At 63.1% G+C, this 21,157-nt stretch carries 18 protein-coding genes; 6 read left to right on the plus strand and 12 right to left on the minus strand.

The features are described 5' to 3' along the window. Positions 1 to 8 precede the first annotated feature (8 nt). The 6 genes from IRI77_RS02685 to IRI77_RS02710 all read right to left on the minus strand — a co-directional run bounded on the left by IRI77_RS02685 (position 9) and on the right by IRI77_RS02710 (position 10,154). On the minus strand, positions 9 to 1,382 hold the full coding sequence (locus tag IRI77_RS02685) for an NAD(P)-binding domain-containing protein (protein ID WP_194450549.1): 1,374 nt from the start codon (positions 1,380 to 1,382) through the stop codon (positions 9 to 11). Positions 1,383 to 1,656: 274 nt separating this feature from the next. Beyond that, positions 1,657 to 3,045 (minus strand): efflux transporter outer membrane subunit, encoded by a 1,389-nt coding sequence (locus IRI77_RS02690; RefSeq protein WP_194450550.1) that lies wholly within the window; start codon positions 3,043 to 3,045, stop codon positions 1,657 to 1,659. Continuing rightward, positions 3,042 to 6,197 carry an efflux RND transporter permease subunit gene (locus tag IRI77_RS02695; RefSeq protein WP_194450551.1) on the minus strand — a complete coding sequence of 1,052 codons (3,156 nt, stop codon included), beginning with the start codon at positions 6,195 to 6,197 and terminating at the stop codon, positions 3,042 to 3,044. The genes IRI77_RS02690 and IRI77_RS02695 overlap by 4 nt, the downstream gene beginning before the upstream one ends. 3 nt (positions 6,198 to 6,200) lie before the next feature. Continuing rightward, positions 6,201 to 7,490 (minus strand): efflux RND transporter periplasmic adaptor subunit, encoded by a 1,290-nt coding sequence (locus tag IRI77_RS02700; RefSeq protein WP_194450552.1) that lies wholly within the window; start codon positions 7,488 to 7,490, stop codon positions 6,201 to 6,203. A 13-nt stretch (positions 7,491 to 7,503) separates the two neighbouring features. After that, a complete protein-coding gene (locus tag IRI77_RS02705; RefSeq protein WP_194450553.1) occupies positions 7,504 to 8,073 on the minus strand; it encodes a TetR family transcriptional regulator in 570 nt (189 codons plus the stop codon). Positions 8,074 to 8,225: 152 nt separating this feature from the next. Next, on the minus strand, positions 8,226 to 10,154 hold the full coding sequence (locus IRI77_RS02710; protein ID WP_194450554.1) for a YfhO family protein: 1,929 nt from the start codon (positions 10,152 to 10,154) through the stop codon (positions 8,226 to 8,228). A 379-nt stretch (positions 10,155 to 10,533) separates the two neighbouring features. On the opposite strand from IRI77_RS02710, the gene IRI77_RS02715 reads away from it, so the two are divergent. Both IRI77_RS02715 and IRI77_RS02720 read left to right on the plus strand, forming a co-directional pair. Continuing rightward, positions 10,534 to 11,736: an ArnT family glycosyltransferase gene (locus tag IRI77_RS02715; protein ID WP_194450555.1), complete on the plus strand. Its 1,203-nt coding sequence runs from the start codon at positions 10,534 to 10,536 to the stop codon at positions 11,734 to 11,736. 18 nt (positions 11,737 to 11,754) lie between these two features. Continuing rightward, a complete protein-coding gene (locus tag IRI77_RS02720; RefSeq protein WP_194450556.1) occupies positions 11,755 to 12,168 on the plus strand; it encodes a hypothetical protein in 414 nt (137 codons plus the stop codon). A 152-nt stretch (positions 12,169 to 12,320) separates the two neighbouring features. Here the strand turns inward: IRI77_RS02720 and IRI77_RS02725 are convergent, their stop codons facing one another. After that, positions 12,321 to 12,665 carry a hypothetical protein gene (locus tag IRI77_RS02725; RefSeq protein ID WP_194450557.1) on the minus strand — a complete coding sequence of 115 codons (345 nt, stop codon included), beginning with the start codon at positions 12,663 to 12,665 and terminating at the stop codon, positions 12,321 to 12,323. Between the two features lie 55 nt (positions 12,666 to 12,720). Here IRI77_RS02725 and IRI77_RS02730 point away from each other — a divergent pair, with 55 nt between their 5' ends. After that, the gene (locus IRI77_RS02730) at positions 12,721 to 14,568 is read left to right on the plus strand and encodes a PD40 domain-containing protein (RefSeq protein ID WP_194450558.1); all 1,848 of its coding nucleotides are present in this window, start codon (positions 12,721 to 12,723) and stop codon (positions 14,566 to 14,568) included. Between the two features lies 1 nt (position 14,569). Here IRI77_RS02730 and IRI77_RS02735 read toward each other — a convergent pair whose 3' ends face one another. Genes IRI77_RS02735 through IRI77_RS02755 form a run of 5 tightly spaced genes read right to left on the minus strand, consistent with a single transcriptional unit; the run spans position 14,570 to position 18,183 of the window. Further along, positions 14,570 to 15,652, minus strand: coding sequence for an SAM-dependent methyltransferase (locus IRI77_RS02735; protein ID WP_228486567.1), 1,083 nt, complete (start codon positions 15,650 to 15,652; stop codon positions 14,570 to 14,572). A 5-nt stretch (positions 15,653 to 15,657) separates the two neighbouring features. After that, positions 15,658 to 16,434, minus strand: a complete 777-nt coding sequence (locus tag IRI77_RS02740; protein ID WP_194450559.1) for a DUF1295 domain-containing protein — start codon at positions 16,432 to 16,434, stop codon at positions 15,658 to 15,660. Beyond that, a complete protein-coding gene (locus IRI77_RS02745; protein ID WP_194450560.1) occupies positions 16,431 to 16,919 on the minus strand; it encodes a DUF2062 domain-containing protein in 489 nt (162 codons plus the stop codon). The genes IRI77_RS02740 and IRI77_RS02745 overlap by 4 nt, the downstream gene beginning before the upstream one ends. Then, a complete protein-coding gene (locus IRI77_RS02750) occupies positions 16,916 to 17,251 on the minus strand; it encodes a DUF1475 family protein (RefSeq protein WP_194450561.1) in 336 nt (111 codons plus the stop codon). Before IRI77_RS02750 ends, IRI77_RS02745 begins: the two co-directional genes overlap by 4 nt. Next, entirely contained in the window at positions 17,248 to 18,183 is a 936-nt protein-coding gene (locus tag IRI77_RS02755) for a MerR family transcriptional regulator (protein WP_194450562.1), read from the minus strand. Before IRI77_RS02755 ends, IRI77_RS02750 begins: the two co-directional genes overlap by 4 nt. Positions 18,184 to 18,307: 124 nt before the next feature. Between IRI77_RS02755 and IRI77_RS02760 the strand changes: the two genes are divergently transcribed. Genes IRI77_RS02760 through IRI77_RS02770 form a run of 3 tightly spaced genes read left to right on the plus strand, consistent with a single transcriptional unit; the run spans position 18,308 to position 21,142 of the window. Beyond that, on the plus strand, positions 18,308 to 19,132 hold the full coding sequence (locus IRI77_RS02760; protein WP_194450563.1) for an acyl-CoA desaturase: 825 nt from the start codon (positions 18,308 to 18,310) through the stop codon (positions 19,130 to 19,132). Beyond that, a complete protein-coding gene (locus IRI77_RS02765; protein ID WP_194450564.1) occupies positions 19,132 to 20,379 on the plus strand; it encodes an NAD(P)/FAD-dependent oxidoreductase in 1,248 nt (415 codons plus the stop codon). Before IRI77_RS02760 ends, IRI77_RS02765 begins: the two co-directional genes overlap by 1 nt. Positions 20,380 to 20,383: 4 nt before the next feature. After that, on the plus strand, positions 20,384 to 21,142 hold the full coding sequence (locus IRI77_RS02770; RefSeq protein ID WP_194450565.1) for a DUF1365 domain-containing protein: 759 nt from the start codon (positions 20,384 to 20,386) through the stop codon (positions 21,140 to 21,142). Positions 21,143 to 21,157: the final 15 nt, after the last annotated feature.

Raw genomic sequence — 21,157 nt, forward strand, 5'->3', positions numbered from 1 at the left:
GAGGCGGGTTACGGGCGGGCGCCCTGCGCGGTGGCCCGCTGCTGATTGGCCTCCAGGCTCGCTTCGAGGGTGATGTCCTTGTGGCCGAAGGCGACGCCTGCCTGCTTCAGGAAGGCAGTGGGCGGAGTGCCTCCGGCGAAGACCCATACGTAGTCGTTGGCTAAGACCCGCCTTTCGCCGTTCACTTCCAGGACGACAGAATCAGGCGTGAATTCCACGGGCGCGGAGTTGAAGACGACCTGCACCAGCTTCTTGCGAATGCACTCCTGCAGGCGCTGCGCATTGCGCTCCTTGATGCGGCTGAAGCTGTCCTTGCGGTAGGAGAGCGTCACCTCATTGCCCGACTGGTGGCCGAGGCCCATGGCGGCCTCGATGGCGCTATCGCCTCCGCCGACGACCAGGATCCGTTTGTTGATGTAGTGATCGGCCTCGATCAACCGGTACATGACCTTCGGCAGATCCTCGCCCTTCACGCCCAGCTTGCGAGGAGTGCCGGAGCGGCCCAGCGCCAGGATCACGTGGAGCGCCAGGTACCGCGCCTGGCCGGTGGTGACCTCGAACACGCCGTCTTCGCGTTTCGTGATGCCTTCCACGGATTCTGAGGTACGCACGTTGAAGTCGGACCGGCCCAGGACCTGATGCCAGAATTCCAGCAGGTTCTCCTTCGACAACTCCGTTTTGGTGAACTTGCCGTACATGGGGAATTGGACAGGGCTCGTCATGACGAGCTTCTGGCGAGGGTACTTGGAGACGGTGCCGCCGATCTCGTCGCGTTCGATGGTGATGTATTTCAGCTTGTTCTCGATGGCCTTGAGCGAAGCACTGATGCCGGCGGGGCCAGCGCCGACGATGAGGACGTCGAGAACATTTTCGGGCTTCGGTGTTGTTGAGGACTCCAGGCGGCGGGTGATGGTTTCGACGCAATCGCGGCCCTGGTTGACGGCATTCTTGATCAGCGCGAGTCCGCCCAGTTCGCCGGCGATGAAGAGGCCGGTGACGCTGGTTTCGTACTCCGCGGTAATGAACGGCATGTCCGCGCCCATGGCCGGCTTGGCCATCACCATCGTAATGGCGCCCACTGGGCAGGCGTCGGCGCAAAGGCCGTGGCCGATGCACTTGTACCCATTGACGATCACCGCCTTGCCGCCCAGCATGGCCAGCACGTCGCCCTCCGGGCAGACGGTTGTGCACGACTGGCAGCCGATGCAATAGGTGGTGTCGATGTGGGGGTGTTGGGCTTTGGGGCCCTCGGAGTAGAGCTCGCCGCGCTGGATGGCCTCGCGCGCTTTCCGGGCTTTGCTCTTCTGGCGCGTGAGATAGACGGCCAGCGGAACAAGAATCACGATCAGTGTAAAGGCGTAGGTAAGAACTGTTTCAGACATCTGGCGAGAGAACACACTACGTTCCAACGGCGGCATCCCGATTGCAACCCAACCGCGGCAATCGTATCCACCCGCACTCCGATCCGCATGACGGGCCGGTTCCGAGAGAAAGAACCGGCTGTCCGATCTGACTGCCCTCAGTATAGCCAGCGAGCCGGGCAGGTCATCAACTGCTGACGCGCCGTAGGGCGATGTGGTTTCGGATGCCGGAAACGGGAAAGGCCACCCTGGGTAGGGCGGCCTCTCTTTCTGTTCGCCATCGGGCAGGGAAGGCTTACGGCTGCCAGCCGCCGCCGAGCGCGTTGTACAACTGAACCACGGCGACCCGCTCGTTGAGCTGCGCCTGGGCCAGCCCGATCTCGGCGTCGAACAGATCGGTCTGGCTGGAGAGGACCTCGAGGTAGCTGCTGGCTCCTCCCTTATAGCGGATGTCGGCGAGCTTGGCGGCTTCGCTGGCTGAGTTGGTGAGGGCTGCCTGGCGTTCACGGTACTCGCGGTTCTTCTGCACGGCCACCAACGAGTCCGACACTTCGCGGAATGCCTGCTGGACCGATTGGCGGTAGGTGAGGACCATCTCCTCCTTCTGCGCTTCACTCAGGCGGACGCCGGAGCGGATGCGGCCGAAGTCGAAGATGGGCGCGGTCATGTTGGCTCCGACGTTGTAGACTTTGGAGTCGAACAGGCCGGTCATCGAGTAGGCCTGCCAACCGGCGGAACCGGTGAGCGAGATCTGCGGGAAGTACATCGACTTGGCGACGCCGACCTGCGCGTTCGCCGCGACGAGGCGCATCTCGGCCTGGCGAATGTCGGGGCGGCGCTCCAGCAGCGTCGACGGCAGACCTTCGGGCACGGTCGGCGAGAGCTGCATGGCGAGCAGCGGCTGGCCGCGGGTAATGGGTCCGGGATTGTTGCCCAGCAGGACGCTGATGAGGTTCTCCTGCCGGGCGATGTTCAGTTCGAGATCGGGGATGCGGCGGGCCGCGGTTTCCACGAGCTTCTCAGCCTGGCGGACATCGAGCATGGAGGTGGCTCCATTGTGCTCCAGGGTCTGGGTGAGTTTGAGCGATTCCTGGCGGGCGGCCAGCGTGCGTTTGGCGATGTCGAGTTCGAGATCGAGTTCACGCAGTTGGAAGTAGGCCGAGGCCAGGTTGGCGACCAGCGAGGAGATGACCGCCTTGCGGCCCCAGTCGCTGGCGGCGAGTGTGGCGCGGGCTGCCTCGTTGGCCTTGCGGTAGCGGCCCCAGAAGTCGAGCTGCCAGATGGACGAGAGGCCCAGTTGGCTCATGTTCGATTCGAAGCCGGGAAAGAAAGGCGTGCTGGCGCTTTTCTGGCGCGAGGCTGAGCCGGTGGCGCTGATGTTGGGGAACTGCTCGGCGCGCGTTCCGCCGGCCTGCGCCTGGGCTTGCGCCACGCGGGCGGCGGCGATGCGGATGTCGAGGTTTTGCTCCAGGGCGGTGCGGATGAGGCCCTGGAGTTCGGGGTCCTGGAACAGGGTGAACCACTTGGCGTCGCCCAGTGATTCGGCGGTGGCCGTGTCGGTGGTGGCTCCGCGATAGGCGCCGGGCACGGGCACGTCCGGCCGTTTGTACTTCGGGCCGATGCCGCCGGCCTGGATCAGGCTGGCGGAGGCGAGGAAGGCGGGAATGAGGGCGTGATACCTCATGCGGGTTCTCCTTCGCCTTCGAGTTGGGCAGGCGCTTTGGCCTTGCCGAACTTGGCGGCGATGTTCTCCACCACCACATAGGTGACGGGGATGAGGAAGATGGCGATGGTGGTGGCGGCGAGCATGCCGCCGATGACCACGGTGCCGAGGATGCGGCGCGAGATGGCTCCGGAGCCGGAGGCGGTCCAGAGCGGGACGCAGCCCAGGATGAAGGCGAAAGCCGTCATCAGGATGGGACGCAGGCGAAGGCGTGCGGCGATGATGGCCGCGTCCATGGCGGAGCGGCCTTTCGAGTACTCGGCCCTGGCGAACTCCACGATCAGAATCGCGTTCTTGGCGGAGATGCCGATCAGCATGACCAGGCCGATCTGGGCGTAGACGTTGTTCTCATAGCCGCGCAGCCAGAGCGAGAGGTAAGCGCCCAGGACGGCCACGGGCGTAACGAGCAGGACGCTGAACGGCAGCGACCAGCTTTCATACTGCGCCGCGAGGATCAGGAATACGAAGAAGATGGACATGCCGTAGATGGCCGACGGGGGGATGCCCTCGGACGCCTTCTTCTCCTGATAAGACATGCCCGTGTAGTCGAACGCCATGGTGGAGGGCATTGTCTGGGCGAAGACCTCTTCCAAGGCTTCCATGGCCTGGCCCGAGCTGTAGCCGGGCGCGGCGCCGCCGAAGATCTGCGTCGCGCGGTATTCGTTGTAGCGGAAGTTGAACTCTGGTCCGGTGCGGCGTTCCATGGTGGTGACCGCGCTGAGTGGGACCATGGTCTTGGCGTTGTTCCGGACGTAGAACTGGCCGATGTCTTCGGGCTTGGTGCGATAGTCGCCTTCGGCGGCCAGGTAGACCTGCCACTGGCGCCCGAAGCGGTTGAAGTAGTTCACGAGATAGCCGCCCAGGAACGTCTGCATCGTGTTGTAGACGTCGTTGATGGCAACACCCTGGCGCGCTGTCTTCTCGCGATCGACGTTGGCGTAAAGCTGCGGCACGCTGGGCAGGAAGGTGGAGTTGATGCCCACGAGTTCCTTGCGCTTGGAGGCCGCGCCGACGAACTTGAAGACGTTCTTGGCGAAGTCTTCGGTGCTGCCGCCGGAGCGGTCTTCCAGGATGAACGTGAAGCCGCCGGAGTTGCCGACGCCGGGAATGGCGGGCGGCGTGATGGGGAAGGCGAAGGCATCGGGCACCTGGGAGATGGCTCCGGCCAGGTTGGCCTGGATGACTTCGAACTGTTCGTTGGCGGCCTTACGCTCGCTCCAGTCCTTCAGCGTGACCCAGAAGATGCCGTTGTAGGTGTTCTGAATGCCGCTGAGCAGGTCGAAGCCGACGACGGAGAAGACGCTGGCGACGCCAGGGATCTTCATGACGCGCTGCTCGATCTTGCGGGCTGCGTCGTCCGTCCGTTCCAGTGAAGCGGCGTCGGGCAGCCGCATGGCAACCAGCAGGTAGCCCTGATCCTCGTTCGGCAGGAACGAACTGGGCAGTCGGCCGCCGAGGCCCACGCCCAGGATGGTGACGACAACGAGGAAGCCGAGGCTCAGTGCCGACTTGCGGATCATCGACGTGCTGATGCTGATATAGCGGTCCGTGCCGGTCTTGAAGAAGCGGTTGAACCAGTCGAAGAAGCGGGCCAGGGGGCCACGCGAGGGCTCTTTGTGCCTCAGCAACAGCGCGCAGAGCGCGGGGCTGAGCGAGAGTGCGTTGAAGGCCGAGATGATCACCGAGATGGCGATGGTGACGGCGAACTGCTGGTAGAGGCGGCCGGTGATGCCCGGGATGAAGGCCGTGGGGATGAACACGGCGGCCAGGATCAGCGCGATGGCGATGACGGGTCCTGACACTTCCTCCATGGCTTTGAGCGAGGCGTCGCGCGGCGACATGCCCTCTTCAATGTGGTGTTCGACGGCCTCGACCACGACGATGGCATCGTCGACGACGAGTCCGATGGCGAGCACGAGTCCAAAGAGCGACAGCGTGTTCACCGAGAAGCCCAGCAGCGGGAAGAGCATGAAGGTGCCGACCAGCGAAACGGGCACGGCCAGCAGTGGGATGAGGGTCGCGCGCCAGCCCTGCAGGAATAAGTAGACGACGAGCACGACCAGCACCAGCGCCTCAAAGAGCGTGATGGCGATCTCCTTCATGCCCTGGGTGACGACCTTGGTGGTGTCGAGGGTCATGTCGAGCGCGAGGTCCTTGGGGAAGCGCTTCTCGAGCTGGTGCAGGTGGGCGGTGACGTTCTTGGCGGTTTCGACCGCGTTGGAGCCAGGCAATTGGTAGATGGCCATGCCGGCGGTGGCCCGGCCATTGAATCGGCTGATGATGTCGTAGGTCTGGGCGCCCATCTCAATGCGGGCGACGTCCTTCAACCGCAGGGTGGAGCCGTCGGGATTCGAGCGGACGATGATGCCGCCGAACTCCTCGGGCGTATTGAAGCGGCCCTGCGCCATCACGGTGTAGGTGAACTCCTGGCCCTTGGGGGCAGGACGGCCGCCGAGCTTGCCGGCCGGGTTCACGCGATTCTGGCCCTGGATCGCGGAAAGGATGTCGGGCACGGTCACGTTCAGCTTGGCGAGCTGATCGGGTTTGATCCAGATACGCATGGCGTACTGGCCGCCGCCGAAAGTTTGGACGCGGGCTACGCCTTTCACGCGCGTCAATTCGTCGACGAGGTTGATGTAGGCGTAGTTCGACAGGAAGATGTCGTCGTAGCTGTTCTTGGGCGAGTAGAGGCTGACGAACATCAGGGGCGACGCCAGCGACTTCTGCACCGTGAGTCCGGTGGTGTTCACTTCCACAGGCAACTGGGAGGCGGCCTGCGAAGTGCGGAGCTGGGTCAGCACCTGGTCGACGTTGGGATCCGTCTTGATGTCGAAGTTGACAGTGATCGTCGCCGTTCCGTTGTTGGCGGAAGTCGAGCTCATGTACTCCATGTTGTCGACGCCGCTGATCTGCTGTTCCAGCGGTGTGGTGACCGACTGTTCCAGCGTCTTGGCGTCGGCGCCGGGGTAGATGGCCGTGATGTTGATTTCCGGCGGAACGATTTCAGGGAACTGCCCGGTGGGCAGGCTGAACAAGGCGACGGTGCCGATGATCACCATGAGGATGGAGATCACCATGGCCACGATGGGCCGGCCGATGAAGAACTTTGCCATGGGTTAGTGGCTCCCACCGGCGGGGCTGGCGGCCGGTTGCGGGACGACGGTGCCGCCGTCCATGGCCTTGGCCAGGCCTTCGACCACGACGCTTTCGCCGGCGCGCAGGCCGCTCTCGATGACATAGCGGGAGCCGACCGTGGGGCCCAGGGTGACCTGCCGGATCTGGACCTTGTTGCCGGCCAGCACGACAGCGACTTGGTGCTTACCCTGCATCTCGGTGACCGCGCGCTGCGGTACCAACAAGGCGTTCTTGCGGGTGCCGGTGAGCGCGTGGATGCGGCCGAACTGGCCGGGCCGCAGGACGTTGCCGGGGTTCGGGAAGGATGCGGCGACGCGGATGGTTCCGGTCTGCGAATCCACCTGGCGGTCAGTGAACGTGACCTTGCCCTTCTGGGCGTAGGTGGTGCCGTTGGAGAGTACGAGTTCCAGCGCGGGCACCTGATTGGGCGAGAGCAGGCTGGCCGGATCGCCCGGTTTGCGGCCCACGGCGAGGTTCAGGTACTCCTGCTCGCTGATGGGGAAGTAGACACGGATGGGGTCCACTTGCGACACGGTGGTGAGCGTGGTGTCGGTTTTGACGAGGTTTCCGATCTGCGTCTGTGCCACGCCGGCAATGCCGTCAATGAGGGAGTGGACCTGGGTGAAGCCGAGATTGAGTTCGGCTTGGGACTGGGCGGCCTTCGCGGCTTTTACCGCGGCCTGGGCCGTCTTCACCGCGGCCTGGCTGGTGGCCAGGTTCGCCTTGCTCGCCTGGAGGGCGGCGTCGGCGGCGGCCCTGGCCTGGATCTCCGTGTCGAGTTGGCTTTGGGCGATGGCGCGCGCCTGCGCGAGAGGCGTGTCGCGCTGGACATCGATTTCCGCCTTACGCAACTGAGCGGCGGCCTGGGCGATCTGGCTTTGCATCTGTTCCACCTGGCTTTGCGCCTGCACCACCTGGCTCTCGGCCTGGGCGAATTGAGCGGCGGCCTGGTCGACTACCGCCTGGAACGGGCGTGGGTCGATCTCGAACAGAACCTGGCCTTTGCGGACAAAGGAGCCTTCCTGGTAGAGCTGACGGACGAGGTAGCCGGTGACCTGGGGCTGGATGATGGCGTTGACGCTGCCGTCGATAGTGGCAACCCATTCGCTGTTGACCTGGACATCTTCGGCGACCACGGGGGTGACGTCGACGGCGGGCGGCTGCATGGGCGGCGGGCCGCCGGAGGCCTGGCCGCCGCAACCGGTCAGCAGAATGGCGGACGACAACAGGGGTAATGCTACCGCCGCGAGGCGGAGTGTGCTTCGATTCATTGTTTTGTTCTCTTTAGACTGTCGACGGGGCCTGGAGGCACTTCGCATCCGCGGCTTGCGTTAACTGCAGGAGTCGCTCCACAATAGCGTCGTAGTTATCTGGTTTCGGCATCCCCCAAAGGGCGGAAAACATCAGGCCATCGCCGGCATAGCGGACGATGGCTGCCACCACGGGGTCGATGCCGTCGTTTTCAAGGCGCTGCCTCCACGCGTTGCAGTGCTGTTGGGCCACGGCGAGGGAGGCGGGGATCGTTCGGGATTCAGATAAAAAGGCGATACATACTTTGGATGCGTGTTCGTCCGGTTCAAGATTCGCGCGAAGGAAGGCGCGCGTGTAGGCTCCAGGCTCGGCGGGGTCTTCCTGGCGGCGCCGCTCCACGTCCTGCTCGAATTCGCTCATCTGGCGCTCGAGGATACCCAGAATCAGCTCATCCTTCCCGGCAAAGTGGTGCAGCAGTCCGCCTTTACTCACGGCTGCTGCTGCGGCAACTTCTTCGAGCGTCATGCCCCGGAGGCCTTTCTTAATCAGGATCAGTTCTGCGGCCGCGAGAATGGCGGCTTTGGTACGTTCAGGTTGGCGCATCGATGGGGGTTTAGAGTGGTGAAGTTGCCTTCACTTAATACGTACCGTCCAGACGGTCGGTATGTCAACCAGAATCCGCACGAAATTATGTAACATCAACAAGCGCGGGGTCCGTGTCATCGCCATGAACACCACATTTAGCCAATGATTGGCTACGCTTGCGAGCAAACGTCGGGATTCCGGACGGGGCGGCAGCGGCGGGCTTGGGCGATGGACCGAGCCAGCATCGCGGCGATGAGCAGAGCGGACAACGCGGAGGTGAGGGCCCCCGCTAGGAACCAGGTGGGGCGATAACTGACCACCACCTCGTTGGTTCCGGAAGGAAGCAGGATGCCGGTGAGTGCCAGGTCCAATGGGGCGACCGGAACCGGGTGCCCCGAGACAGAGGCTGACCAGCCTGGGAAGTAGGGGACGGACAGGCGGAGCCATGACGGCGAGGCGGCGGTGTAGCGGATCCGGTAGCTGTCACCTGCATAAGCGGTGATTTCGACTCGCGCCGCCGGGTCTTGACTCCCCCCGGAGATGGCCGATTCCACCAAGGCGACTTCCGATGGGGCCAGATGGGCGAGTCTTTTGCGCGCCTCTCCGGGAGAGGTAACCAAGGCCACGGACCGGGGCACCGATACACGGGAAAGCGTTGGCGAAAACACGCCGATTCCGCCGGTGGTGCGATCGATCCGGTGAGTGACCGCAAGACCTTCCAGCAGGCGGGGATTTGACGCGGCGGCTGCACGGTAGTCGGCGTAGCGGGCCAGTTCGAGCGGGTTATAGCCGAAGGTGACCTCTGTCCGTGTATTTAGCGCGGCGTTCATAGGGCCGAACGAGTTTGTGTCGCGCTCGTACCAGATGCGGTGGAGGGGATTCTGGCGGATGGGTGCGCAGGCACGGCCGAACTGTTCGTCGGCTGAACCGTATAACTCGCCGTAGGAAGACCGGGCGTAGGCGAGGAGATTCTGGCTGCTGTTCCAATACCAGAGGTCGGCGACGGCAATGACGAGCAACGCGGGGATCAGCCAGGGTCGATTCCACCTTTGAGCTGCCTGGACGGCGCCCGCCGAGGCGAGGAGGGCCAAGCCCAGGGCGATGAGAAACCAGATGTGGACGGGCGACTGCACAGAGCGGAATCCCGGTAGTCTGGCGATGAGCAGGTAGAGGCCGCCGCCAGGTCCAAAGGCATACCAGAGAGCCGGGATCAGGAGTGCCAGCGCGACCCGGCGGATTTTGCCGTACAGCAGTCCGGCCATTGCCAGGAAGGGCGCGAGCAGTCCCTGATAGAAGTAGAACTGGGTGATGTCGCCGGGGCCCTTGTAGGCGCCAGTCACCGCACCGTAGAAGTCAGGGATGAGCAGCGTGAAGAGGGCGCCCGGGGTGAGGACTGCGCTGGTCTGCCGGGCGAAATCCGCCCTGGCACGAATGGAGTTTGCGGTCAGTTCGAGGCCGGGCAGTATGAGGATTGCGGAGATCAGCGCGGCGCCGACGGCCGTGAAGGCCAGCAGGAGTGGTGTGCGTTTGCGCCAAGCTGGTTCTCCAGCCACCAACATAACCATAGTGAATAGCGCCAATCCCGTGAACGAGTAGAGTGCAGCTTGGAAGTGTCCGATCAGCACCATCATTCCGCCGGTCAACGCGGTGGCCGGGCCAAAAATGCGCCAATCCGAGAGGACCGCCCGTTGAAAAAACCAGAGCAGCCACGGCAAGATGGCGGCTGTTTGGAAGATGCCAATGTGGGAACTGTGACTGGCGAAGAAGCCCGAGAACCCATACAGTACACCGGCTAAAATAGCAGCCGGGCGGCTGGCTACAAGATCGCGCGTGAGCAGAAATACGCCCACGCAGGCAAGAAGGCAATGCAGCGCCAATTCCCACTGAATCGAGCGAGGGGTGATTCCAGCCAGGAAGAATGGCCAGTTTAAGGGATACCAGGCACCGGTTTGCGGGTCGGCCAGGAAGGGCATGCCGGAAAAGATCTGTGAGCTCCAGAAGGGCAGCTTGCCGGCAAGCAAATTATCGGAAAAGTATTTCTGTGCGGAGTAATGGACATCGGCGGCATCCCACTGGATGCTGGCGGAGGAGCTCAGCAAAGGAACTGCATGGAATATCAGCGTGAGGGCAAAGTAAAGCGAGGGTACCGCCCACCAGGCGTCCAACCAGGGGGAGCTGGGCTGAGGTGCATCACGATCGGGTGCGCGGCGTTTGTTCCGAGTTTCTGAAGGACGCATCAAGTTCACCTTTGGAACAACCAGCTTACCCGAAGTTTCCAACATGTTGTTGCTCTGTCCCGCGAGTATCTTGATGGAGTGGTAATGAATAATCGGTGGCGTTCTATCCGCCGCTGGACTGACGGGATGAAGAATCGCAAGGTCATAGTTGATATATTTGGTGATCTGAATATAGGGGCATCGTGTGGCCGTAAAACCAACAAAGAAGTTAAGAAATCAGGAGGGGGCGAAAGAGATGGAAATGCCCCCCTTCGGACAGCGGCTTGTAGCCTTGTTGGATCGCCACGCCCGGGCCTCATTCTGGGTGCTTCTGCTGGTTGCGACGGTGCGCGTCGCAGCCACATACGGTGTTTTCAATCACACAATTGATGAACCGGCACACATCGCCTGCGGCATGCAGTGGGTGGACCAGGGACGCTATGTATACGAACCGCAGCACCCGCCGCTCGCCCGAGTTGCGGCTGCAATTGGGCCTTACCTGGCTGGCCGCAGATATGTGGGCCGCCCCACCATTTATCAGGAAGGGGCGGCCATCCTCTACCGCGACAACCACTACGCCAGGAATCTGACATTGGCCCGATTGGGGATTCTGCCATTCTTCTGGTTGGCTTGTGTGGTGGTCTACTTGTGGGGCAAACGCACCTTGGGACGGGCCGGCGCCGTGATTGCGACGTTTCTATTCACCTTCTCGCCGTCGATGCTGGCGCACGGCGGGCTGGCTACAACGGACATGGCACTTACCGCGACCCTGGGGGCCGCCTTTTTGGCGACCCTAATCTGGTTGGAAGAACCGAGTTGGGGTCACGCCGCGATCCTGGGCGTGAGCTTGGGTGTGGCGGTGTTGTCCAAGTTGTCGGCCCTGGCGTTCTACCCCGCAGCCTGTGTGGCAGCGCTGGGCTGGTACCTGTGGTCAGCCAGGCCGAATTCGGCTTGGCTGCGCGGGGCGGCTCTGCGACGCCTGCCTGGACTCGGTTTGGTTGCGCTGACAGGAGCGTTGGTGATCTGGGCCGGATACCGCTTGTCCTTCGGCCCGTCCCCGCTGCTGGGCTTCAATACACCAGCGCCGGAGTTGTTTCAGGGCCTGAACGAGGTGATCCATCACAACCGCGAAGGCCATACCGCTTATCTACTTGGCCAGCGCAGCATGACGGGCTGGTGGTACTACTACCCGGTAGTGTTGGCCGTGAAGACGCCTATGGCCATGCTGTTGCTTCTCGCGACCGGCGTATGGCTGCTTGGCGGGAAGGGGAAGCCGGCCAGTGGGGCCGCGCTCGCGTTGGCTGGCTCCCTGGGCATTCTGGCGATCTCAATGTTCACGCACATCAATATTGGAGTTCGCCACATTCTGCCTGTGTACTTCGGATTCATCCTGGTCGCGGCCTATGGCAGCGTCCAATTGCTGGAGAGGCCCCGTGGTACCATTTGGCCGCGACTCGCGACTTGACTGCTCCTGTGGATGAGCTTGACCTCGATTCTCAGCCACCCCGACTATCTACCTTACTTCAACATGCTGGCTGGCAATGAACCGGAGAAGATCCTGGTGGATTCGGACTTGGATTGGGGGCAGGACATGAATCGGTTGAGTGCCAGGCTGCACGAACTCGGCGCCCGCGAGGTAACGTTCAACCCGTTCATCATGGCTTATCTGGAAGCGGGGCACGGATTTCCGCCGCTGCGGGAAACAGACCCGTCGATGCCGGCACCGGGGTGGAATGCAGTGAGCCTGACGGTGCTGCACGCGACTCGGTTAGGACTTTACGATCAATATCCGGAGCTGACGCTCTGGCCGGACTTACTCAAGCCGACAGAAAGAATTGGGGCGTCGACGCTGCTTTTTTACGTACCCCCCGCTGCCATGCCGCGGCCCGCGAGGTAACGAACAGGACCGCCGAGGGGATTACCGTGAATTGAGCGCATCGCTGTGGGCCCCTGGCTTACCCTGGAAGCAGTGGTTCGAACCACTCTCATCACGCTGAACTTTGTCCTGGCTGCCGCCCTCCAGGCGGGGCCGCCGGGCCTGACCATCGATTACCCGGCTGAAGGCTCACTTTTTCCGCCCGACATCGCCCCTCCAACTTTGTTATGGCACGATTCAACAAAGGCCAACAGGTGGATGATCGAAATAGACTTCGCCTCCGGTGCGGCCAGAGCGTGGGAAGCTTCCAGCGGGGCCTTGGCCAGTTTGCCCGAGATCGATCCGGACTGCATCTCCAGCACAAACCAACTTCCTAAGGCGGATGCAACCCAACGCGCATGGGCGCCGACACCTGAACTCTGGGCACGTGTTAAACGGAATTCGACGGAGGCCGCGGCAACGATTACGATCACTGGATTCAGGGCAGGCCGCCGTGTCTCCATGGCGGTCGTCCACATTGAAACCTCCAGGGATCCGGTGGGCTCTCCGATCTTTTATCGGGATGTCCCGCTGATGCCGGTGGAGACCGATCCGGGCAACATTCAGCCGTTGTCGCCCTACGCTGTCCGGCTGGTGAAGTGGCGGGTACGGGCTGTGAACGAGCCGCGCAGCCGGGTCGTCATGGAAGGACTGCCGGTTTGCGCGAATTGCCATTCGTTCTCCGCCGATGGGCGCGTGATGGGGATGGACCTGGATGGACTGCGCAAGAACAAAGGCCGCTATTTCCTGGCGGAGGCCGGGCGGGACGTGACGGTTCGCAACCAGGACGTCATCCAATGGACTTCGGAGCAGGGCCGGTTGGAGAACGCAATCCGGGTCGGTTTCATGTCCCAGGTGTCGCCGAAAGGCGATGCTGTGGTGACTACCATCGATACGCCAGGAGCCACTTCGAGCAACTACTACGTGGCCAACTTCACGGACTACCGGTTCCTGCAGGTGTTCTTTCCGACGAGAGGACGGCTGGCCTGGTACAGCCGGGCGTCTGGAGTTTTGAAGCCGCTGCCCGGTGCGGATGACCCCGCCTATGTACACTTCGGCGCGGTTTGGAGTCCGGACGGACGGTCGCTGGTGTTTGCCCGCGCCCGCGCGCAGGATCCGAATCCAGCGGGCCATCCGGTGGCGCGGTTCGCGAATGATCCCAATGAACTGCAGATCCGCTATGACTTGTACCGGATCCCGTTCAACGGCGGGCAGGGCGGGGTAGCTGAGCCGGTTGAGGGCGCTTCGAACAATGGGATGAGCAATACGTTTCCGAAGCTGTCGCCCGATGGGCGCTGGCTGGTGTTTGTGCAGTCGCGCAACGGGCAACTGATGCGGCCCGACAGTCAGCTCTACATCGTGCCCGCCGCCGGTGGGCAGGCCCGGCGGATGAACTGCAACACCGCGCTCATGAATTCGTGGCACAGCTTTTCGCCGAACGGCCGGTGGATGGTGTTCTCCTCGAAGGCGCGCTCGCCGTACACGCAGATGTACCTGACGCACATCGGCGACGACGGCATGGACACGCCGCCGATCCTGATTGAGAACTCGACAGCGGCCAACCGCGCCGTGAACCTGCCGGAGTTCGTCAACGGGCAGGCAGGCGGACTGCGCAGCATCGGCGGACCGGCGCTGGAGTACTACCGTCTATACGATCGTGCGGTGTTTTTCGAGAAGGCGAAGCGGTATGAAGAAGCCGCGGGGAAGTGGCGCGAACTGCTGGAGGTGGCTCCGGCGGATGAGGAGGTCCGGCGGCGGTTGGGCATGATGCTGCTGCTGGCGGGACGGCGGGCTGAGGCTTCGACCGTATTGGGGGCAGGGAAGAGCGGCGAGAGTCCCCTGGTGCGGGCGATCCGGCTGCTGGAGTCCGGCCAGGATGCCGGGCCGGTGGCCGTCTCTGCCACGCCCAATGCGCAGGAGCATTACTATCTCGCCCTGGTCGCTCTGCGCCGATCGGAAAAGGAGGCAGCGGAGGCGCACCTGCGCCAGGCGTTGGTGCTGAATGCGGACTATGCCGAGGCCCACCAGTCCCTGGCCGAAAATATAGCGATTCCCGTGGAGGCGCTGGCTCACTGGCGCGAGACGATTCGCCTGCGCCCGAACAATGCCCAAGCCCTGCGGGGAGCGGCGTGGATCCTGGCTACGAATCAGGAGCTGCGCAACGGGCCGGAGGCAGTGGTGCTCGCGGTGCGAGCCCTGCTGCTCACAAATGCGGAGAATGCCCAGGTGTTGGATACGCTGGCCGCGGCCTATGCCGAAGCGAACCGGTTCGAGGATGCGGCGGCCACCGTGCGCCGGGCCCTGGCCGCGAAACCGGCGGATGCCGCGCTCCTCCAGAAACGGCTGGAGCGCTACCTCGCCCGGCAACCCTGGCGCGAGTAGGCTAATCCGCCTGACCGGCGGCGTTCTCGAACAGATAGTGGGCGACGATCCACTCCTGGCCTCCCGCAAAGCCGAACAGCTCCGCGCAGGCCAGGAAGAAGATGCGCCAGCGGTGGAGCCAGCGGTGGGCCTCGCTCTCGCCGTAGGTCTTCGAGAAGATCGCCAGGACCTCCGATTTGTGTTGATCCATCAGTTGCAGCCAGGCCTCGGAGGTTTTCTGGTAGTGGACTCCGCTGTGCCGCCAGTGATCGCGAATCCGGAAGTGATCCTGGAAGTTCAACAGCAGATCGTCGCTGGGCATGATGCCGCCGGTGAAGAAGTGCTGGGCCATCCAGTCGGAGGCTCCGCGGACTTCAAAGGGATAGGCGACACGGCTGTGCGCAAAGATGTGGACGAAGAGCAGGGCGTTCGGACGCGACCACGAAGAGATGCGCAGCAGCAGCTCCGCGTAGTTGCGCATGTGCTCGAACATCTCGACGGAGACGATGCGGTCGAAGCCCCGCGTCGTGGAGAAGTCATTCATGTCCGACGTGACTACTTCCAGGTTGGACAGGCCGCGGCGGGCGGCCTCGCCGTCGATGTAGGCCTTCTGGGAGCGGGAGTTGGAGACCGCCAGGATGCGGCTGTTCGGATAGCGCGCGGCCATGAAGAGCGACAGTGAGCCCCAGCCGCAGCCGAGTTCCAGCACATCCTGGCCGTCCTCGAGGCGGGCGCGCTTGCAGGTGAGGGCGAGCATGGCCTGTTCGGCCTGGGCGAGGTCGCGGACCTCATCGGTCCACAGGGCGCAGCTGTACTTCCGGTGCGGGCCGAGCACCAGGCCGTAGAATTCCGCGGGCACCTCGTAGTGCTGCGCGTTGGCGGCATCGGGGTGGATCGCGATGGGACTCTGGCGAAGCTGGGCAAGGAAGCGGGCAAGCCGTTCGGCCTGTGCTTCGACGCCGCCCTGGAGTTCGTCCGACAGGCGCTCGGCGACCAGGCGCCGGATGCCGATGCGCAGGAGCCAGTCGGGCAGCAGACCGGTTTCGAGAATCCGGTTGTAGCCGGCGTCCAGGACGGGGGAAGGATTGACAGCTTGTGTGTGCACTGGATTCAGCTCCTTGGAAACCACGGGACAAAGGCGCTGGTGGTTTGCTGGTAGCGGCGGTAGTCGTCGCCCTTGGTGCGCAGCGCCTGGGCCTCTGTGGCTGGAATGCCGGTCACGCGGAACAGGAAGTAGAGCATCAGCAGCGGGCAGGCGATGGACACAGAGCCGTAGGGAGCATTCCAGGCAAACAGCGCGAAGGCCACCCAGATGAGCCACTCGAAGAAGTAGTTGGGATGGCGCGAGTAGCGCCAGAGTCCGGCTCGGCAGGTGGTGCCGCGATTAGCGGCATTGGCCTTGAAGGCGTGGAGTTGCGCGTCGGCGAGGGTCTCGCCCAGCATGGCTACCAGCCACAAGGCGATGGCCGCGTACTCGGTCCATGCCAGGCTCGGCCTTGGATTCATGGCGGACAACAGGAAAGGTGTCGCGAGGATGACGGCGAGAAGAGCCTGAAACTGGAAGAACAACAGGAACTTCGCTGGGATGTTGGTGCGCCATTCGCGCCGCAGTTGGACATAGCGGCCTTCTTCCGGATGTCCGATGACCCGGGTGAACAGCAGATAGAAGGAGAGCCGCAGACCCCAGGTCATGGCGAGTGCGGCCATGATGAGACGGCGGGTGCTCCAGCCGGCGCCCAGGACGGCGTAGAGGGCCCCGAGCAACGCGAGTCCGCCGGCCCAGCCGGGATCAACGACGGAGGCATTCTTCAAACGCAGGTGAAGCAGCCAGAGCAGGGTCATCAGCAGGCAGACCGCGCCCGCGCCCAGGAGAATCAGGTGACTCATGCCGCCACCTCTCCGGGACGCGCAGATTCCGTCCGTACGCGCTTGAGGATCGGCACCAGGGCCAGATAGAGAAGACCGGTGGCCACCAGGCCCGCGGCGAGCCAGACGAGCAGAGCGTGAAGAGTCGCTGTCCAGAGGAGGCCGATGGCGCGCAGGGCATCCGTGCGGATCAGTTGCAGGATGACGGAGAGCGAGAAGCCGGCGGATTCCTTTCCGAACAGGCGGGCGCCGGCCTGCAGCAGCGGCACCAGCAGCGCCAGTTGCAGAGGGTAGACCAGCCAGTTGACCAGTTGGATGGCGGGCAGATTCAGGCGGAAGGCCAGTGCGGCCAGGGTGCAGAGAAGTCCGGTCGAACCCAGGACCGGTGTGACTCCCAACGTGATGCCCAAGGCAATGGTGAGGGCCAGTTTTTCCGGCGACAGGCCTTGCTTCAGGAGGATCAACAGCGGATTCGCCACTCTGCGCCGCCACCAGGAACTGTTCATGCGGGCCGCCTGAGCAGTAAGGACTCCGGGCTTTGGCCCGGCCTCAGCCGGAAGAGCTGAATGAGGACGTAGAGGGCGGTGGCAATGTTGCCCAGACCCATGATCAACACAAACCACAGAATGCGGACGCCGAGGCCGCGCTCCTTGTACAGCACCCAGACATAGAAGGTGAGGAAGCCGCAGTAGGCGTCCCAGAGGGTCGCGATGGCCCAAGGATTTGCCGCGTAGCCGGCCCAGGCGGACCACAGGCTCAGCTCCATGGACGTGCGGACGGTGACGATTAACATGGCGGCGCAGATCGCGCCGAAGAGCAGTTTGAGAGTAAGGATCACAGGCTAGCGCCTTTCAGACGGGCCAGGTGCCCCTCGAACTCCTCGAAATTGTGCAAGGCAAACAGGCGAGAGCTGCGCAAGGCGGGCAGCACTTGCCCGGCCTCTCCGCCGCCGATCCAGAGTTCCGTGTTCATCGGGCGTTGTGAGGCCACCAACCGCAACTCTTCGATGACCTCCTCTGCCGAAGAACTTGTTTTTATTGCGACGACGATGGCGAGGGGGCAGGTGCGTTCGCTGGCGGCGATAATCTCCCGCGCCGGCAGATTGGGTCCCAGGTAGACCGCTTCGAAGCCGCTGGAGGCGGCGAGCATCGCCGCGGCCAGGATCCCGAACTCGTGCATCTCACCAGAGGGCGTAGCAAAGAGGATGCGGGCCTGCGGCGCGGAGGGGGTGTTGAGCCGCATGAGTCCGCCCAGCAAGTTGCGCAGGCTGGAGGAGACCATGTGTTCCTGCGCGATGCTGAGGGTGCCGGCATGCCATCGATCGCCCACCTCGCGCATGAGAGGCAGCACCACGTGCGTCAACAGTTCCCGGGCTGGTAGCAAGGCGGCCAGGCGGCCCAGCAACGCATTGGCCTGGGTGAAGTCGAAGGCCTCGATGGCGTTCAGGACCGGCTCCAGCAATTCGGGCGTACCCGCGGCTGCGGCAGTCGGCTGGACCGTGCCCTGGACAGCGGCTGGTGCGGCGAGCAGTGCCTCCAGGGCCGTATCGGTGAGTGACGCCACCTGGCCGATTGCGTGGCCTCTCTCGATCACATCCCTGAGCAAGCGGAGGCGGCTGATCTGGCCGGCGTCGTAGACTCTGCCGCGCTCGCCCCGCACGGGCACTACCGCCTGATAACGGCGCTCCCACGCACGCAATGTATCAATACTGATGCCGGTCAGCTTGGCTGCGGCCCGAATGGGGTACTGAACCGGACTCTGGGTGCTCACCTCTCCAGAGTAATGCCGCCGCAGAATCTCGTCAAGTATTTGTCATGGACAAATTCTTGACAGCCTCGACTGGGCACGCTACGCTCAAAGTGCGTTGTGGAAGGGCATCGGGCTGGGAGCACTCATGGCTGGCACTCTGCGCAATTACCAATTCGGCGTGGTCTTTCTCTTCTTTCTGATTCATGCGGGCGCGCTGGCTGTGTGGTTGGTTCCATTCCATACGAGCCTGCTTTGGTGGCTGGCGGCTACCTATTCGATTCGCATGTTCGGTGTGACGGCCTGGTATCACCGCTACTTCAGCCATCGCAGCTACAAGCTGGGGCGGTTCTCGCAGTTCCTGATGGCGCTGCTGGCCGAGACATCGGGGCAGAAGGGTGTTCTGTGGTGGGCGGCCCATCACCGGCAGCACCACCGCTACGGCGACGAGGAGCAGGATGTGCACTCGCCCTGGCAGCGCGGGGTCTGGTGGTCCCATGTCGGGTGGGTGTTGTCGAACGAGCACGACGCCTACGATCCGAAGCTGATCGCGGATTTCGCCAGGTTCCCTGAGCTACGCTGGCTGGACCGTTATCATTGGGCCCCGCCGCTGCTGTTTGCTGCCGCGGTGTTTTTCATGGGCGGCCCCGCGGTCTTTGTCTGGGGGTATCTGGTCTCGACGGTGCTGCTGTACCACGGAACCTTTTCGATCAACTCGCTGGGGCATCTGTTCGGCAGCCGCCGCTTCCACACTCCAGATCAGAGCCGCAACAACTGGGTGCTGGCGTTGCTGACCTTCGGGGAGGGCTGGCACAACAACCATCACTTCTCCATGGCCAGTTGCCGGCAGGGCTTCCGCTGGTGGGAGATCGATATTACGTACGGCGTCCTCAAGCTGCTGAGCCTGGTGGGGATCGCGAAAAACCTGAGGCCGTTCCGGGCCACCGGGCAGGAACAGCGGAGAGCTGCCTGATGCGCATTGCAGTGATCGGTAGCGGTATCTCCGGTCTGGCCGCGGGATGGTACCTGAGCAAAAAGCACGAGGTCTCTCTCTTCGAGAAGGAGACCCGGCTGGGCGGACACACGAATACGGTGATGGTGGAGTCGAGCTCCGGGCCTGTGCCCATCGACACCGGCTTCATCGTGCACAACGACCGGACCTATCCCAATCTGTGCCGCCTTCTGGATGAACTGGGCGTGCGGACACAACCGAGCGATATGTCCTTCGGGGTGTGCTGCCGCCGCACCGGCTTCGAATACTCCAGCCGCGGGCTGAATGGCTTCTTCGCGCAGCGATCGAATCTCTTCAGTCCGCGGCACTACCGGCTGTTCCGGGAGATTCTGCGGTTCAACCGGACCGCACCGAAACTGCTGAACGAACCTGGCGCGGGGGAAGCGACCATTGGCGAACTGCTCGATGAGGGGCGCTATGACGAGAGCTTCTGCCAGCACTACCTCTATCCCATGGCGGCGGCTGTGTGGTCGATGTCGCTGGATGCCATACGGTCCTTTCCGGCCCTCACTTTGCTCCGGTTCTTTGACAACCACGGAATGCTCGGCATCGATACGCATCCTCAGTGGAAAGTGATCCGCGGAGGCAGCAACACGTACATCCCGTTGCTGGCTGCTCCGTTCAGAGACCGGATCCACTCGGGCGTGACCATTGAATCAATTGGCCGGAGCCACACCGGCGTGACCCTGAAGTTTCGCGATCGACCTGCCATGGACTTCGACGAGGTGGTGTTCGCCTGCCACGGCGACGAGGTGCTGCCTCTGCTGGAGGCGCCCACTGACACGGAGCGCGAAGTATTGGGCAATTTCCGGACCAGCCGCAACGTAGCGGTACTGCATACGGATTCGTCGTTGCTGCCGGCCCGGCCGCAGGCGCGGGCGAGTTGGAACTACAACCTGGGATTGCAGGCAAAGGACCTCGTCACGCTCACATATCACATGAACCGTCTGCAGTCGCTGCGGACTCCGGAGGAGTACTGCGTCACCCTGAACGGCGAGGAGGCGATTGATGCTTCCAAGGTCCTGCGCCGCATCGTCTACACCCACCCGCTCTACACCCGGGAAGCCGTGCGCGCCCAGGATCGCTGGAGTGAGATCAGCGGCCGCAACCACACGCACTTCTGCGGGGCGTACTGGTTCTACGGGTTTCACGAAGACGGCCTGAAGTCGGCCATGCGAGTGGCGCGCACGCTCTCGGTGGAGTGCTAACCGCATGGAATCCGCCTTCTATTTCGGCACCGTGCGGCATCGCCGCTTTCGTCCCGTGCCGCACGAGTTTCGCTACGGCCTGTTCATGGCCTTCCTGGACATCGACCGCATTCCGGAGCTGATGGGGATCTCGCGCCTGCTCAGCTATAACCGTTTCAACTGCGCCAGCTTTGAACAGCGCGATCATTTTGGCGATCCGCGGCTGACGCTGCGGGAGCGGCTGGCGGCGGAGGCGCGGGAGCGCGGGCTGAGCCTGCCGGATGGCCCCATCTTCCTGCTGACCCATCTGCGCTACTACGGCTACAACTTCAACCCCGTATCTTTTTTCTACTGCTACGACTCCGGCCTGCATCTCAGTTGCATCGTGGCGGAAGTAAACAGCACGTTTGGGGAGAGCCGCAACTACTGGCTGGAGACGAGCAACGAACTGCCGGGCTCGACCTCGAAGCGGTACCAGGTGCGGAAGGAAATGCACGTTTCGCCCTTCATGGGCATGGACTTGGACTACGCCTTCACTTTCAAGCCGCCGGCTGAAGACATGGTCGCGCACATGGAGACGATCGAGAACGGCCAGGCGTTCTTTGACGCCACGCTGGTGCTGCAGCGGCGGCCCTGGTCAGCCGCGTCGCTCCGCCATGCGCTGCTCGTGCACCCCTGGATGACGGCCAAAGTGATCGTGGCCATCCATTGGGAAGCTCTGCGCTTGTATCTCAAGAAGACACCGGTGTTCACCCATCCGCGGCACAAAACGCGTGAGGTTTGAGGAGAGGACAAGGCC

It is taken from the genome of Paludibaculum fermentans, assembly GCF_015277775.1.
GTDB lineage: Bacteria > Acidobacteriota > Terriglobia > Bryobacterales > Bryobacteraceae > Paludibaculum > Paludibaculum fermentans.

Bases quoted from the DNA above. Each gene is read 5' to 3' on its own strand.
- IRI77_RS02705 (WP_194450553.1), bottom strand. From the start codon at position 8,073: ATGCGCCAACCTGAACGTACCAAAGCCGCCATTCTCGCGGCCGCAGAA.
- IRI77_RS02770 (WP_194450565.1), top strand. From the start codon at position 20,384: ATGGAATCCGCCTTCTATTTCGGCACCGTGCGGCATCGCCGCTTTCGT.
- IRI77_RS02760 (WP_194450563.1), top strand. From the start codon at position 18,308: ATGGCTGGCACTCTGCGCAATTACCAATTCGGCGTGGTCTTTCTCTTC.
- IRI77_RS02740 (WP_194450559.1), bottom strand. From the start codon at position 16,434: ATGAGTCACCTGATTCTCCTGGGCGCGGGCGCGGTCTGCCTGCTGATG.
- IRI77_RS02745 (WP_194450560.1), bottom strand. From the start codon at position 16,919: ATGAACAGTTCCTGGTGGCGGCGCAGAGTGGCGAATCCGCTGTTGATC.
- IRI77_RS02715 (WP_194450555.1), top strand. From the start codon at position 10,534: ATGCCCCCCTTCGGACAGCGGCTTGTAGCCTTGTTGGATCGCCACGCC.
- IRI77_RS02690 (WP_194450550.1), bottom strand. From the start codon at position 3,045: ATGAGGTATCACGCCCTCATTCCCGCCTTCCTCGCCTCCGCCAGCCTG.
- IRI77_RS02730 (WP_194450558.1), top strand. From the start codon at position 12,721: ATGCCGGTGGAGACCGATCCGGGCAACATTCAGCCGTTGTCGCCCTAC.
- IRI77_RS02685 (WP_194450549.1), bottom strand. From the start codon at position 1,382: ATGTCTGAAACAGTTCTTACCTACGCCTTTACACTGATCGTGATTCTT.
- IRI77_RS02695 (WP_194450551.1), bottom strand. From the start codon at position 6,197: ATGGCAAAGTTCTTCATCGGCCGGCCCATCGTGGCCATGGTGATCTCC.
- IRI77_RS02700 (WP_194450552.1), bottom strand. From the start codon at position 7,490: ATGAATCGAAGCACACTCCGCCTCGCGGCGGTAGCATTACCCCTGTTG.
- IRI77_RS02765 (WP_194450564.1), top strand. From the start codon at position 19,132: ATGCGCATTGCAGTGATCGGTAGCGGTATCTCCGGTCTGGCCGCGGGA.
- IRI77_RS02725 (WP_194450557.1), bottom strand. From the start codon at position 12,665: ATGTGGACGACCGCCATGGAGACACGGCGGCCTGCCCTGAATCCAGTG.